Origin of the sequence: Cryobacterium sp. M15 (genome assembly GCF_002929675.1) — a bacterium.
In the GTDB taxonomy this organism is placed as follows: Bacteria; Actinomycetota; Actinomycetes; order Actinomycetales; family Microbacteriaceae; genus Cryobacterium; species Cryobacterium lyxosi.
The window spans coordinates 41,578-56,567 of sequence record NZ_PJJW01000026.1 but is presented as its reverse complement, the minus strand read 5'-3'; the positions used below and the strand labels follow the sequence as shown (position 1 = coordinate 56,567).

9 protein-coding genes are annotated in these 14,990 nt (G+C 58.8%); 8 read left to right on the top strand and 1 reads right to left on the bottom strand.

The window, feature by feature from the left end; translation table 11 throughout:
• Window positions 1–28: 28 nt before the first annotated feature.
• From CXY83_RS01910 to CXY83_RS01890, 4 genes are all read left to right on the top strand, one after another.
• On the top strand, window positions 29–3,235 hold the full coding sequence (locus CXY83_RS01910; RefSeq protein WP_104195726.1) for a type I restriction endonuclease subunit R: 3,207 nt from the start codon (window positions 29–31) through the stop codon (window positions 3,233–3,235).
• A 102-nt stretch (window positions 3,236–3,337) separates the two neighbouring features.
• Window positions 3,338–3,754, top strand: coding sequence for a hypothetical protein (locus tag CXY83_RS01905; protein ID WP_104195725.1), 417 nt, complete (start codon window positions 3,338–3,340; stop codon window positions 3,752–3,754).
• Window positions 3,755–4,180: 426 nt separating this feature from the next.
• Window positions 4,181–5,590 carry an AAA family ATPase gene (locus tag CXY83_RS01900; RefSeq protein WP_104195756.1) on the top strand — a complete coding sequence of 470 codons (1,410 nt, stop codon included), beginning with the start codon at window positions 4,181–4,183 and terminating at the stop codon, window positions 5,588–5,590.
• Window positions 5,591–6,358: 768 nt separating this feature from the next.
• Entirely contained in the window at window positions 6,359–7,021 is a 663-nt protein-coding gene (locus CXY83_RS01890) for a hypothetical protein (RefSeq protein ID WP_146069817.1), read from the top strand.
• A 60-nt stretch (window positions 7,022–7,081) separates the two neighbouring features.
• Here the strand turns inward: CXY83_RS01890 and CXY83_RS01885 are convergent, their stop codons facing one another.
• Window positions 7,082–7,711, bottom strand: coding sequence for a recombinase family protein (locus CXY83_RS01885; RefSeq protein WP_104195722.1), 630 nt, complete (start codon window positions 7,709–7,711; stop codon window positions 7,082–7,084).
• Between the two features lie 1,058 nt (window positions 7,712–8,769).
• On the opposite strand from CXY83_RS01885, the gene CXY83_RS01880 reads away from it, so the two are divergent.
• The 4 genes from CXY83_RS01880 to CXY83_RS01870 all read left to right on the top strand — a co-directional run bounded on the left by CXY83_RS01880 (window position 8,770) and on the right by CXY83_RS01870 (window position 14,818).
• Window positions 8,770–9,315 carry a hypothetical protein gene (locus CXY83_RS01880; protein ID WP_104195721.1) on the top strand — a complete coding sequence of 182 codons (546 nt, stop codon included), beginning with the start codon at window positions 8,770–8,772 and terminating at the stop codon, window positions 9,313–9,315.
• A 56-nt stretch (window positions 9,316–9,371) separates the two neighbouring features.
• Window positions 9,372–9,782, top strand: coding sequence for a hypothetical protein (locus CXY83_RS17295; RefSeq protein ID WP_146069816.1), 411 nt, complete (start codon window positions 9,372–9,374; stop codon window positions 9,780–9,782).
• 135 nt (window positions 9,783–9,917) lie between these two features.
• Complete coding sequence (locus CXY83_RS17290) at window positions 9,918–10,466, top strand: hypothetical protein (protein WP_146069815.1); 549 nt, start codon at window positions 9,918–9,920, stop codon at window positions 10,464–10,466.
• 371 nt (window positions 10,467–10,837) lie between these two features.
• Window positions 10,838–14,818 carry an SGNH/GDSL hydrolase family protein gene (locus CXY83_RS01870; RefSeq protein WP_146069814.1) on the top strand — a complete coding sequence of 1,327 codons (3,981 nt, stop codon included), beginning with the start codon at window positions 10,838–10,840 and terminating at the stop codon, window positions 14,816–14,818.
• Window positions 14,819–14,990 lie beyond the last annotated feature (172 nt).

Below are 14,990 nucleotides of genomic sequence, written 5' to 3'. Positions count from 1 at the left end.
CAGCGTCAAAGTATTAAGGGGATAGGCAATGACGATCACGATATCGACTCCAGCACAGGGGCTGTCCGAAGCGGCGTGGGAGAACTTCGCGCTCGACCAGCTGGGGGAGCCACTGGGCTGGCTCCCGCTGGCCGGCGAGAAGATCGCGCCGGGCACGGGGGAGCGCGAGTCATGGAGCGAGCTGCTCATTCGTCCGCGCCTGCTCGAGGCGCTGCGCAACCTCAACCCGACCGTTCCGGTGGAGTACCTGCGGCAGGCGCTCGCCGAGTTGACGTCACCCAAATCGATGGACGCGATCACCGAGAACCAGCGCATGCACGAGTACTTCGTGCACGGGTTTCCGTTCAGCTACCTCGATGCTAGCGGGGCCGAGGCGAGCCCCAGCATCCGCTTGATCAGTTCTAACCCGGCGCAAAACGACTGGTTGGCTGTGAACCAGGTCGCCCTGCGTCAGGGCGACTACCTACGCCGATTCGATCTCGTACTGTACTGCAACGGCATGCCGGTGAGCATCATCGAGCTGAAGAAGGCCGGCAGCGAGCGGGCCACGGTCGCCGCCGCGCACGCTCAGCTGCAGACCTACCTGCGCGAGTTTCCGATGGCGTTTCGATTCTGCGTGTTCACGCTGGCCTCCGACGGGCAGTCGGCGTCATATGGCACGCCGTTCACTCCGCTCAACCACTTTTCCCCGTGGAATGTCGACGATGCGGGCGTTCCGATGCCGCCGGACAGCACCACGCTGCTGGGGGACGCGGTCACCGGGCTCGACACCGCCTTGGCCGGCTTGTACAACCATGAGCGGTTTCTGCAGCTGCTCACCAATTTCACCGCGTTCGATGAGGGCGACGACGGCCTGACCAAGCGCATCGCCAAACCGCACCAGTTTTTCGCGGTGAACAAGGCGGTCGCCAGCACGGTGCAGGCCGTCGCGAGCAACGGCAAAGCCGGGGTGGTCTGGCACACGCAGGGGTCGGGCAAGTCCATGGAGATGGAGTTGTACACAAACCTAGTGACGCTGAATCCGAAGCTGAAGAACCCGACCGTGGTCGTGATCACCGACCGCAAGGAGCTCGACGGTCAGCTGTTCTCGTCGTTCGATCGCAGCCTGCTGCTGCCGGGCAAGCCGGAGCAGATCCTCAAACGGTCCGACCTGCGGCAGAAACTGAGCGAGCGCAACACCGGGGGCATCTTCTTCACCACGCTGCAGAAATTCGGCATCAGCAAGGCGGAGAAGGATGCCGGGATGGAGCATCCGCTTTTGTCGGACCGGCGCAATATTATCGTGATCGTCGATGAGGCGCATCGCAGCCACTACGACGACCTCGACGGGTATGCCCGGCACCTGCGCGATGCCCTGCCACACGCAACGCTCATCGCATTCACCGGCACGCCCATCTCCTTCGACGATCGCAACACGCAAGACGTGTTCGGCGACTACATCGACGTGTACGACCTCAGCCGTGCGGTCGACGACGGCGCGACCGTGCCCGTGTACTTTGAGCCACGCCTGATCAAGGTGTCGCTGGCAACGGGTGTCACGGAAGAGACGCTGGACGAGGCGGCCGACGAAGCCACCCAGGGACTCGACGAAACCGAACGGGCCCGCATCGAGCAGAGCGTGGCGGTGGTCAACGCTGTGTATGGCGCTCCTGAACGCATCGCCGCGCTCGCGGCCGACATCGTGGCGCACTGGGAAAACCGCCGCAGTCACATGATCAAGTTCATCGCGGCACCGGGCAAGGCCATGATCGTCGGCGGAACGCGCGAGATCTGCGCCCTGCTCTATGAAGCGATCGTTCTGTTGCGACCCGACTGGCATTCTGCCGCGCTCGACCAGGGCGTGATCAAGGTCGTCTACTCCGGAGACGCAACGGATCAGCCGCCGGTTTCAGACCACGTGCGGCGTACCTCACAGAACGACGTGATCAAGGCGCGGCTGAAGAACATCGACGACCCGCTCGAGCTCGTGATCGTGAAAGACATGATGCTCACCGGCTTCGACTCGCCGCCGCTGCACACGCTGTACCTCGACCGTCCGCTCAAGGGCGCGCTGCTGATGCAGACGCTCGCGCGCGTCAACCGCACCTTTCGCGGCAAGGAAGACGGGCTGCTCGTGGCCTATGCGCCGCTCGCCGAGAATTTGTCGAAGGCGCTCGCCGAATACACAGCGGATGACCAGACCGGCAAGCCGCTCGGCCGCAACATTGACGAGGTGGTCGCCCTCACCGAGACGCTCGTCGAGACCCTGCGCGGCATCCTGACCGGGTATGACTGGAAGGCCGTGCTGCACAAGGCGGGGCAGAAGGCCTATCTGAACGCGGTGACCGGTTCCGTAAACTATCTGCGGGCCCCCGGCACGCCCGGCAACCAGATCGTCGAGGGGGAAGAGACCCTGGGCGTGAAATACCGCCGGTATTCCGGCCAGCTCTCACGGGCTTGGGCCTTGTGCTCGGGGTCGCAGAACCTGGCCGCCCTGCGCCCCGAGGTGCAGATCTACGAGGAGATTCGGGTCTGGATGGCCAAAGCGGATGCCCTCGAGCGGCAGTCCCGCGGCGAACCGATCCCCGAGGAGATCCAGCGTCTGCTGGGGGAGCTAATCGCGTCCGCCACGTCGTCTGGAGATGTGCTGGACATCTACGAGGCGGCCGGAATGCCGAAGCCGTCGCTCAGCGACCTGACTCCGGAGTTCGTGGCGAAGACGCAGCAGGCGCGCAACCCGCATCTGGCGATTGAAGCGTTGCGCAAGCTACTGACCGAGGAGGCTGTGGCATCCACTCGCAACAACATGGTGCGGCAGCGCGCGTTCTCGGAGCGCATCACCGAGCTGATGAACAAGTACACCAACCAGCAGCTCACCTCGGCCGAGGTGATCGCCGCGCTCGTGGAGATGTCGCGGGAAGTAGCTGCCGAGTCGCAGCGTGGGTCGCAATTCAAGCCGGCGCTAACGAGTGATGAGCTCGCGTTCTATGACGCGGTGGCGCAGAATGAGTCCGCAGTGGACCTTCAGGGGGAGGGCAAACTGGCCGACATCGCGCGCGGGCTCGTGCAGGTGATGCGCCGCGACGTGCGCACCGACTGGACCGTGCGCGACGACGTGCGCGCCAAGCTGCGCTCGTCGATCAAGCGGCTACTTATCGTGAACGGCTACCCGCCCGACCAACAACCGGGGGCGATCAAACTGGTGATGGAGCAAATGGAGTCGATGGCGCTGCGGTTCGCGGAGGCGCGCGCATGACAAAAGTCATCCTGACGCCATGCTGATCGCTCCTCGCTGGGAGGGTATTGAGCGGGTGACCGTGTCTGGCTACGATGCAGCGTAGGAAAGAGAGAGTGGTTCATGACCGACGACGACGCAGCGATGGACGAACGTATCACTCAGGCGATTTTCTCATCGCCTACAGGTGTCGGCCTCCCGTCATCCGGAGCCAGTCAAGAGATTGGATTTACGGCGCCTGGTCCACTCTTCGATACATCATCTTCGCTCGCTCTGCATTGTGCCTTCTGCACCCGCGCGTTTCTGATTCAGGAGGCAGCATCGCTGGCTGAACACTGGAGGCACCTCAAGGCCTCCGACCGAGCAGCGATTGTGATTCAATCTCGTTCTCTTCCGTCCGACTCGTTCACCTGCGATGCCGTTGGAACGGACCTTGTAATTAATTGGATCAACGGTCTTGAACTCTCTGATTACGCCAAGTACAGGGCAGGCGCCTCAATTCTCGCGGACATCATTCTTCGTACTGAAGTCGAGCAATAGAAATGGCACGGCAGACAGCGCTGGACAAGCGCCAGGCGGCAGAAGAACGGATTGCGCTCAAAATTTCCCAGGAGAAGTCGCTGCCGCGCGGAGCTGCGCTTGATAGTCGTACCGCAGCTGAAAGCCAGGCCGCATATAGACGCGAGAGAGAAGCGGCGTTAGACGAGCGAATGAGCATCTGTCCGCACTGTGGCGCGAGGAATCAGACGTACAGGCTTTGTCGGAGCTGCAGACGGGTCAGATACGCCTGATTTCGCGATATCCGTCTGATCGTGACTGATGAAACCTCGACATGTGGGCGAACGGACTGCGGCCATGGGGCAGTTACCTCTTATCTCGTTGGGCGTCGTCTGGATCGTCATACTGTTTGGCGGCTGGCCGGGGTCTCAGAGCACAGACGCTGGCTGGAACGGTAGCGTTGGCTGTGTGCTCACCAAATTAGAAGCGGATGGCTTCAAGAATCTCCTGGACTTCAGCGTAGAATTTGGCCCTTATACATGCATCGCAGGGGCGAATGCCGTGGGGAAGTCCAATGTATTTGACGCGATTGAGTTTCTAGCACTTCTTGCAGACCATCCGTTCATGGAAGCAGCACAGCGGTTGCGATCGGCTGGAGATCGTGGGGGAGATCCGAAGACGCTTTTTTGGCACGATGGTAGTGAGCACGTTTCGAGAATGAAGCTTGCCGCAGAAATGATCGTGCCGTGGGAAGTCGAGGATGATTTCGGGCGCCAAGAAAGCCCGACGACTTCATTCCTACGGTATGAGGTCGAGCTCGAGTACCAAGCCCCAGACGTCGGGTCCGCTGCGAGAATCGGTCGAATTGTTCTCATTAGCGAGGAACTGCGCCACATCAAGACTGGGGATGCTGCGCAGCATCTGCGTTGGAAACACAATAAGAAGATGTTTCGTGATGCTGTAGTTAAAGGTCGTCGGAGCGGAACCGCCTACATTTCCACTATTCGCGATGATGACGCCGAGGGAGTAGTTCAAGTACACCAGGACGGCGGTAGCAGCGGGCAACCTCGCACGTCGCCAGCCGCCCGAGCACCCCGTTCAATTGTTTCGACTACAACAACTTCTGATACTCCGACAATATTGGCCGCCCGGCGGGAGATGCAGCAATGGCGCAAGTTGGCGCTTGAGCCGTCCGCCATGCGGTCTCCCGACAACGCATCGGGTCCAACAACTATCGGTTCTGACGGCGCTCATTTGGCCTCCACGCTATATCGACTGGCGTCGAGAGAATCAGACGACGTCTATTCCGAGATTGCCTCGTCGGCGTCGGCGTTGACAGACCTCCGGGATGTCAGGGTCGATGTCGATCCTCAGCGTGACACACTCACTCTCTACGGACAGCTGGGCATCGGACCGTACTTACCGGCTAGAGCACTTTCGGACGGAACATTGCGGTTTCTCGCACTATGCATCATCGAGCACGATTCCGAATTTGGGGGCGTGATCTGCATGGAAGAGCCAGAAAACGGCATTCATCCCGCCAAGATAGAGGCGATGGTTGAGCTCTTGAAGTCGCTGGCCGTTGATCCGACGGTTGAACCGGGACTCGACAATCCATTCCGCCAAGTGATCGTGAATACGCACTCTCCTTATTTCGTGGCACTTCAGGACGATAACGACCTGCTCGTTGCATATCCAGCCTCGATTCTCAGAGACGGGCGGGAGCAGACTACGGTGCGATTACTGCCAATGAAGAAGTCTTGGCGATCGAGCAGTCATGGCTACGTAGGGTCGAAGGCCTCAATTGTCGACTACCTGCGATTCCCTGAGAAGGCGCAACAGCCACTTGAATACGCTGACCGAAAGATGGACCTGTAGATGAGGGAGTTGAGCTTCGCTTTCATTCGAGAGGGAAGTTCTGACGATGGATTGTTACCGCATCTGAGGAGCCTCATGATCCGGGCAGGTGCGGTCGAAGTGCTGGGCACGCCTCGACGTTTTCCCGGCTCCACTAAAGAGCGACTTGAACAGGTGCTGGCCGAGGATGTGGCGCTTGACTTGATTTTCGTGCATCGTGACTCCGATGGGCGATCACCTTCGGCCCGTCAGGACGAAGTCCGGAGTGCAGCCTCCGCATTAAATTGCCCGGTAAGGGTCATATCTGTCGTACCTATTCAGGAGCTTGAGTCGTGGCTAATAACAGACGAGGGACCAATCCGTCACGTGATGGGGAAGCCTCGGGGACGAACTGCATTGGGATTGCCGCCGGCGAGTCGCATTGAAGTCACTGCGGACCCGAAAAGTGTGCTTCTGAATGCGTGCATGGCTGCGAGCGAGTCAACCGGACGCCGGCGCGAAAAGCACAAGCGGGATTTTTCCCGGAATCGGCAGATGCTACTTGAACGGCTTGACATTGATGGACCCGTTCGATCGCTCCCTTCCTGGATGACTCTGGAACGAGACATCTCCGTCGCAGTCGCGGAGCTCATTCGGTAGCTCTTGCTCCCCCTGCGACACCTGTCACGAAAAAACACCGGTGGTGGCCCACGCATGGACGTACGCGCATTGTCGGCCGCTTGCTCTTGGTCTAGGAAGGGTGACGTCAGAGACACACGCTCCTGGGCCGGCTCGCGATATGGTCGCTCCATGGTCGAAATGAATAGCGGTCGGGACGAACGTGAACGCATTCAGCTAAAAATCCGATATCGCGAGAATCTAGGATTTCTTGTGAAGAGCGCCCACGCCTTCGATTCCGGGGACCATTCTGAAGCGTCGCGGATGGCAACGGCAGTGCGCACGCTGACCTATGACGGGGGCAACGGCCGCAGCATTCTAGCACAAATTGAGGCGAAGCCGCGTATAAAATGGCGGTCGTTCTACACGCCGTTTGCATTCGAGGCGGAGGAAGAAACTCGGATGATTGGTTCGTCCTTGCACGGCAGCGTCATTGAACCAAATGGATTCAGCCATGAAGAACATTTGGATTTCGGAGCCGAAGGCCGCTCGGTTTCGTACGACGAATGGTGGCAGGTTGAGCCCGTTGTGGAGTTCGGGGACGGCCACACAACCCGCCAGCAGCTCGTCCTTGGTCTCGCGAACCAGGACGGCGGCGCCCACGTCGACCTCGACGGTAAACACATCACTGCCCTGCTCGCGGCCTCACCGAGGCTCGCGCAGAATGACGGTGCCGACGTGCCAGAGGAAATGCAACTCGCCTTTCAGCGCGATCTTCTGCAGATCCAGATGCGAACAGTTGCGAACGAGGTGCTTCACTCCATCACGAACGCCCAGAAAGCTGGGTTGATCTGAGCCTGGTTCCGTGCGGCGGTGAAAAAGCGATCGCCTCCTATAACCCGTTGAGAAGCCTGGTCAAGGGAGCCGAAAACTGTGTTGGGGACGTTCGGACGCCACAGATGGCTGGGAGGCGAGGACCAGTGCCCGCGCTCGGCGATAGAAAGTTGCTCGAGACATTCCAAGATCGCGGGCAACCGTTGTCACCGTCTCTCCACCGTCGATGAGTCGACGGGCGTTGCCGATCTGGCTGTCGGTGATTAGCAGCTTCCTTCCACCGAGATCCTTGCCCGCAATGCGGCGCTTCGTGGTGGAATCGACCACTCGTTCTCGTTTGATGTCGTATTCAATCTGACCGAGTGCGGCCATGATTGTGAACAGCATGGACCCCATCGGTGTCGCCGTATCGACGCCGCCCAGGTTGAGTACGCGAAGTTCGGCACCGCGACCGCGGAGCTCCTCGGCGAAAGCTCGTATGTTCTGCGTCGATCGGCCCAGCCGGTCCAGGGTAGTGACGACGAGAGTGTCGCCGTCCTGGAGTGCGTCGACCGTACGGTCGAACTGGGGCCTCGACGCACGTGCACCGGAAATACCGTGGTCGACGTAAAGGTCGTCACGCCGGACTCCATCGGCGAGGATGTTGACCTGTTGCCGGTCGGTGGGCTGCTGGCGCGTGGAAACGCGCGCGTAGCCGATCAGTTTCGTCATTATCGACTCCAGGGTGTCTCATAACCATTGGCGCGCACCACAATCCAAGCATCAGGTTATGCGACCTAGTTATGAGAATCGGCGCGCCGCAAAATGCCGGTGATTCTGAGGAAGCTCAGATCACGGCGGTGAGACGTCTTATATCGCTAGGGATATGAGACAGGACAATGCGACCGCAGTGGACTGTGTCTTTGCGTCTCCCTGCTCAAATAAAAGGAATCCGCCCTAATCGTTCACGAGGATGTACTTCTCAAACAGTTCGGCGAACCGCTTGTATGCTCCACGCTCGTGCTGAAGTCGGCCAGCAACGATGCCTGGCGCGATCCCGATTTTTTGGACGAACAACTGGACCTCGTCGTTTAGATCTCCGTCGTAGACGGACAGTTTCACTGGGAGTGATCGGAGGCTAGTCGCTCGTCTTGCGGGACGCCTAGCCGGGAATGCCTTGGCGGTCCGCTGGGGCCAAGGAGCGCGAACGCGCATTTCCGATGGCGAGGAGGACTCCACCAACGGATGCAACGGCGCACACACGAGGAATGTGATCGTGGTGGTCCAGCCGGGGCCGGCCGTCACCAAGCCTTGACCGTCTGCACGCTGCCAGTTACAGGCTCGCCCGGGTTTGACGGCTTGTTCTCGGCGCGCTTATGCGCGGCGAGCGACGTAGCGCTTTAGGAGGCGGCGGATTCCCTTCGGTGTGTTGCATACAGTGGTCTTCTGCATGACGTATGCCGCGGCGGTGGGGACGGAAGGCTGCGGTGCGGATGGCGCTGTTCAGTTCCTGGTCGCCGCCGCGAGGACGGCGGCGGCAGGTCATGTTGCCTTTGGAGCGGGCGATCCAAGTGGAGCGGGTAAATGCGGCTTCGGACGGCTGAGGCCAGGCGCTGACCGGAATGTGGTGAGTTCATCATCAGTTGCACGGCCTCGAAATGTCCCCCTGCCGTGTTCTGCGAGACCTGCTTGCGTGTCCCCATGAATGACGACTTGTCGCTTCTTTCCTATTCTGTGAAACTACTGTGAGCCGACAGGCTTACTGCTCACAAGAAAGTTGTTGAGGATACATGCGTAAAATCACCAAAATTGGCCTCATGGCCTCTTCACTCACCGTTCTAACCATATTGGGCGGTGCAGGGGTTGTTCAGGCGCTCGACGACCCGCTGTCACCGGATTTTGTCCAGGAAGATGGATCGTTTTACTCTGTGGATCAGATTGACGCAGTGTGGGCGTCCGTCACTGAGGACTATCCGGACGCACTTCCCGCGAACGTGAGTTTCCCTGCAGACGCTCCGTCGTTCTTCCATCCAGAAGATGCCGAAAGGCCAATTTTTCAAACAGGGCTGCCTGGGTTGATCGCCGCTCGATACTGGCGTTGCGCCTGGCTCGATGTGTCGCTGGATGGCGCTGAACTCGGACAAAAAACCGCTGCGACCGCTGCTCAAGTTGCCTTGAATGGATACAAAGAGTTGCCAGCGGTTAAGGACCTCGTGGACGTTGATGGCTACAACGAGCAAATAAACGAGTACGCGACGACACTCGGGGTGACCCCTGCGGTGGCAGAGTTCGATCTCGAGTGCGGAATCTACACGGAAGCAGGAAACGTCCGATGATGCGAGTACCAGCTCGAAGGAAAAATTCTGTGCTTCGATATGTGTTGGGCGGAGCTATGACCGTCGCCATGATCTCGGCTGCTCTCGTCACCACATCAGCTGTCTCGGCAGAAGCTAATATTGCGGGGATCTCCGGTCAGCTGAACAACCAATACGATGCAACGTATTACGACAGTCCGAGGACCAACACGTACGGGAAAAACGCGGTAGCTTTTAAGACAACCGGCAGCTCGGCAGGCGGCGGCCTTTGCATGGCACTTCGGCCCACAAGCTCGGCCTCAGGAACTTTTGCACGGGGATGCGGATATTCTGCCTGGAATACGATCAAGCACGATAACGGTAATCCATACATCGGTTATGGAACTTTTTACCTAAGTGTCGCCAACTATGGCGGCGCATGCGGCGGGGACGGCTGCGGCAATGTCTCGTGGACGGCAGACTTCATGTGGAACGAACGCTGGTACTAAAAACTCGTCGGTGCAGGTATACCGACGCCCGCCTGTCAGCCGGCGGATAGCTATCAGGCATAGATGGGGTGACGTGATCACACTCTCCGGTTGTTTCTTATGCCCTCCGGCCACATGGACGGGGCGGAACATCTCATGCACGAAGAATCGTTAGGTTTGAAGAATTTCATGAAAAAGTCAAACACCACCCTCACCTCAGGTCGTGCAGGTGTGGCGGCGGCACTAGTTATTTTTGCCTTGGCCGGTTGCGCTGGGGCAACGGAAGACCCCGCGCCAGTTGCTGGCGGGCCAGCAACTTCCACCAGCACACCCACTCCGGACAGCAGCCCACGTCCTGGTGAATCTGCTATCAGCACTGACCATGTGTGTGGACAAGTGACTGCGCTGGCGACTCTGGAAGCGAATACAGTCGCTGGTTTCGAGGCTGGGGTCCTGAGCGCGGATCAATATGTGGCTCAAATGGATATGGTCGCCGCTGGTTATGAGCACGTGCTGGTCAATGACTCTGACGTTGGAGACCGCGTCGCAGACTTCGTGCTGTTCCTGAAGGCAGCTGCACCGTCGGCGGAAGGTGCGCGCTTCGATCGTGACGCGGACGGGTGGCAGAACGCTGTTTCTGAAGTCGCCCTAGCGTGTAACACTGCCGGTTCCTCGGTCTCGGTGCTGGCAGCTTTCGGAGGATAGACCGACTTCCAACATATGGACAGGGCTGCTGAACTTCGGTGTGAGACAGGCGCTGGGACGATTGGCGGGGCCGGACGGCACGTGTTCATGTCTTGAACACGGTCTTCCGGTGCCGCCAGTGCGATTTTTTAGACTCAGTCCCTTCCGCCGGTTTTGTTTGACTTCGTGAATCGTGTCGAACTCACCGCTCGGCACCGCCGCGAAAAGATTCCTCAAGACCCCTGGAGGTGTCCGGACGGCTACCTAGACGCAGAGTGACGGCCCTTCGCTCCCCGCATCGTTACAGCGTCCCTATTTTCTTCCTCTCGGAAGACGTTCAGGGGATTACTTCCGCAAGTTTTATTTCCTGACTTACACGAAAGCTGGCTCCATTGAACAAGCATGTGACTCTTTGTGCATTGACTGTTGTGGGAGTTCTTCTCCTCGGCTTCCTTCAGCCCGCTGATGTCGCCCCTGCCCAAGCTGCACCTATTGAGGGTGCGTCAGGAAACGAAGACTGGCCATCCAATCAGGTTCCGGAGAACCGCCGTGATCAGTCGTTGGGTGCGGGTTGGAAGGCGAGTAGCGATGTCGCGACGACGGCCATCGGTGATGAGGACGGATTCACGATTTACGCGGCTGCAGCTTCTGAGGGCTACGCCTGGTTGCCGGTGACAACGCTAGCCGTTCCAGGAGTCGAGACGGATCGATGGATTGGCAATACCTGTCTAACTGAGGACGGCGCTTATATGGGAGTGGTCTACGGGCCACGAACCATGACGAATGATGCGCGTCAGTTTGACGCGGGCGCTTGGGGGGCGATCGTGGATATGAACACGGGCGTCGTTACCTCTATCGGACGAGGGTTTTCGCTTGCGTATTTCAACCCAGGGTGCGGCGCCGGCAATGACATAGTGATGGCTGCTTTCACGGAAACCGCCGAGACGCGTCTTGTTCGCGTGAATGCGGCTAGTCCGAGTGAAACGGCAGTTACTGAAGTTCCCTTTGAGCTCGCTTCGCCGATTCCCACCTTGAACGGCTTCGTAGGCGCTGCCGCAGGTGATCTCGTGCACGTCTCGAGCGACGGCATCGTCGATAGTATCGCCAAGACAAACGGAGTCGCTTATGACGTAACTATTGCGCCGGACGACGCCGTTGTATTTATCGATAAAGATGGCGAGACAGCCGTCGCTCGCATCGTTCCACACGGCCAGTCCAGGACGAGCGTCGCCGAGGCTGCCGAACTAGCCCGCGGACCCATCCAAGATTTCGGTTTCCTACGTGATCGCTCGGGGCGACTTTACGTCGCGGGCGAATCAACGCAGCCGGCCGCAGCGCTGCCCCCCGGTATCTCGACCCTCAACGAATCGTCGAAATCCACGTTATCGGGCGAAGGCCAGCTCGTCGTTACAGAGACATCGAACGTATTGGATGCCGCCGCGAAATCCGAAGGGAACATCCCCCCGAACCCGCAGGTTATCGTTAACGCGAAGGTACTTCAGACCGGGGAGATCCTGCGTTTCGCGGTCGAACCAGGCGGACCGCAAGAACAATCACAGGTTTCTTCCGCTCCCCAACGCCTCGCGGCAGCTGCGGTGGTTGGCGACCCGCACAACCCCATTGAAGCGGAACGGGCGTGCGCGATACCTCGCAATGATCCTGCGAATCAGGCGCTTCAACCCAAACCGCGACAAGTGGAATGGGCCGTAAACCAAGCCGTAACGGGCACGCTGAATAAGGCACGCACGCTGTCTCCCTTTCTTACCCGAGCGGGATTAGCCGGGACCACTCCTCAAGGGCTTTTCCCCAGACTTTCGTTGGACGGCGGAGGGCGCGTGCCGTCCCAGATAATGCTCGGGATAATCGCGCAGGAATCAAACCTGTGGCAAGCGTCGAGGTACACGACTCCTGGGGTTACCGGGAATCCTTTAGTCGGAAATTTCTACGGAAATGACCAGTCCGATGCTGGATTCACGTGGACGCCGAACTTTGAAGACGCCGACTGCGGTTACGGTGTTTCCCAGGTGACAGATGGAATGAGAAAAGCGGGAAGCGAACGGCCCGGTGAAGTCGCGCTTTCGCCGACGAAGCAGCGGGCGGTTGCACTTGACTACGCAACGAATATCGCTGCAGGTCTGCAGATCTTGACCCAGAAATGGAATCAAACTAAGAGTGAAGGTTTGACTGTCAACGATGGTGACCCGGCATGGCCCGAGAACTGGTTTTATGCCGTGTGGGCATACAACACTGGATTCTATTCGGAGAGTCAAAAGGCGAACAACGGAGGAGCATGGGGTGTCGGGTGGTCCAACAACCCCATCAACCCCAAGTACGATCCAAGCCGCAGTCCATTCCTAGAGACCTCGTACGGAGACTACAGCCCCGCTGACGCGGCAAATCCTCAGGACTGGCCTTATCCCGAGAAGGTGATGGGATTTGCTGCATGGTCCTTGTCCTTGTACGAGGACGAGGACACTCTCGTACAGGCATTTCGTCCGGCTTGGTGGTCCTCTGCAAGTGATCGGACGAGAGTAAAGCCTCCGATGGACCTCTTCTGCGTTGCGTCCGTGAACGATTGCGACCCGACTCAATCCGTTCGTCCGACGGCCCCAGGGATGTCGTCTGAGCCGTCCGGTCCGTGTCTTCATAAAGACGCCAATGGCCTCTACGATCTAAAGTGCTGGATGAATGGCCCAGTGGATTGGAAACCCGACTGTTCAGGCTGTGGGAACGAACTTCTCCGCTTCTACGCGGGCTACCCAGAACAAGAGGATGCGACGAGTTTTCCACCGAACTGCAGTGTCGCTACAACTGACGCGAATGACCCCTTTTCGCGCGGCCTGCCGGCAAACGCTCTCGTGGTGGACGATGTGAGTACTTTGCCGCTCCGGGACTGCGCCCAGCAAAGCAACAGGGGCAGTTTTGAGTTCACTTTCGGCTCGGCCTTGGGCGGATATCCATCGAAGATTGATACTCATCAGCTCGGCGCTGGATTTAACTCGCACTTCTACTTTGCTCACACGCGCCTCGCGAATACTGGAAATAATCTGTACGGCGGGCTTGATGTCAGTGGGAAGTGGACCCTGGGGCAATCGCTGGACGGCACATGGACTCGAGTCCTCGTGCACCTGCCCGACCACGGAGCGTGGACGCAACAAGCCGCCTACGACATAGACCTAGGCGATGGAACGGTCAAGCGGCGATTTATTCAGCAGCGAACGGGCGCCAACAGTTGGGTATCGCTCGGCGTATTCCAGATGAAAGGCACACCGAGCGTTACGCTGTCAAACTCTACCTTCGACGGTGACGGCATCGACGACATAGCGTGGGACGCGGTTGCATTCTCACCTTTGGCTGGAAAGCCAGCAAATATTGTTGTCGCGATGGGAGATTCCTTCTCATCAGGGGAAGGCACATCCGATGACAGCGGGGCGCAGTTCTACTCAGAATCGGACAACAACGGCAAGCGCGTCGCAGACGACGGCGACAACGCATACACCCCAGATGTGCAGTTCAACCGAGACCGTAATGCGTGCCATCGCTCGAGTGAAGCATGGTCTCGAAAGGCGACCGTGCCCGGTCAGACGCAGACAGTCGGAGCGCTAGCGGATTCGTACAACGCGGCTATGGACTACCACCTCATCGCCTGCTCGGGCGCGCTGACTGAACACGTCCTCCCTTACCACTCGGTCACAGGAGCACCTCCAACTGTAGCGGGGACGCGGACGGGTGAGTTCGGCAAGTATCGCGAAGTTTCTCAGCTCGACAGTGGCTTTCTAGATGAAAACACAACCCTCGTCACAATCTCTATCGGCGGCAACGACGCGCGTTTCAGCAAGATCATCACCGCTTGCGCTGCATATGCCGAATGCAGCGGCAAGACGTTTGACGGCGATACGCAGACGCTCCCGCAAGCCACATATGATCTCATCACTGAAGAAGTGCAGCCGTCCGTTGTTACCGTGCTGCAGCAGATTCGATTGAAAGCACCCAATGCACGCGTTCTGCTGATGGGATATCCGACGCTTTTCCTCGAAGGCTCAACGTGCATTACCGTTGCGGAATATCAGAGAACTTGGCTTGTGGAGGCGAGCAATAGACTCGCTGCTGCTTTCACAGCAGCGACTAATACGGCAAACACCGACGCAGGTCAGGTGTATGTCACGCTGGCCGACCCCGTGCCCAACTTCGCAGGACAAAATCTGTGCAACGGGGACCCGAGCGGTATGAATAGCTTCAGATACGTGCTCACGCCCGGGGATGATCCGAGCGTGCGCTTCTTCGATGTAGGCATTGTTTCTGCGCAAAGCGTTCACCCGAACGTCACCGGGTCACGCCTATACGCACAGGCAATGACCAACGCCTTGAAATAATTTCAACTCACTTCCCGAAACTGCACGAAAGGCTTGGCTATGTCAACCCAAGTGGGACCCATCGGGGCAATCTAAGTGGGACCCGCCCTGGTTCGCAGCGCTGACGGGTGACCGTCTGGTCTGTCGGGACTTTCCAGTCGCATGCTAGAAGCGCGGAGGGTACATTGCGTCG

What these genes read in the sequence shown, in the direction of transcription:
- CXY83_RS01910 (WP_104195726.1), top strand. Translation starts at nt 29, where the DNA reads ATGACGATCACGATATCGACTCCAGCACAGGGGCTGTCCGAAGCGGCG.
- CXY83_RS01905 (WP_104195725.1), top strand. Translation starts at nt 3,338, where the DNA reads ATGACCGACGACGACGCAGCGATGGACGAACGTATCACTCAGGCGATT.
- CXY83_RS01890 (WP_146069817.1), top strand. Translation starts at nt 6,359, where the DNA reads ATGGTCGAAATGAATAGCGGTCGGGACGAACGTGAACGCATTCAGCTA.
- CXY83_RS01885 (WP_104195722.1), bottom strand. Translation starts at nt 7,711, where the DNA reads ATGACGAAACTGATCGGCTACGCGCGCGTTTCCACGCGCCAGCAGCCC.
- CXY83_RS01880 (WP_104195721.1), top strand. Translation starts at nt 8,770, where the DNA reads ATGCGTAAAATCACCAAAATTGGCCTCATGGCCTCTTCACTCACCGTT.
- CXY83_RS17295 (WP_146069816.1), top strand. Translation starts at nt 9,372, where the DNA reads ATGACCGTCGCCATGATCTCGGCTGCTCTCGTCACCACATCAGCTGTC.
- CXY83_RS17290 (WP_146069815.1), top strand. Translation starts at nt 9,918, where the DNA reads ATGCACGAAGAATCGTTAGGTTTGAAGAATTTCATGAAAAAGTCAAAC.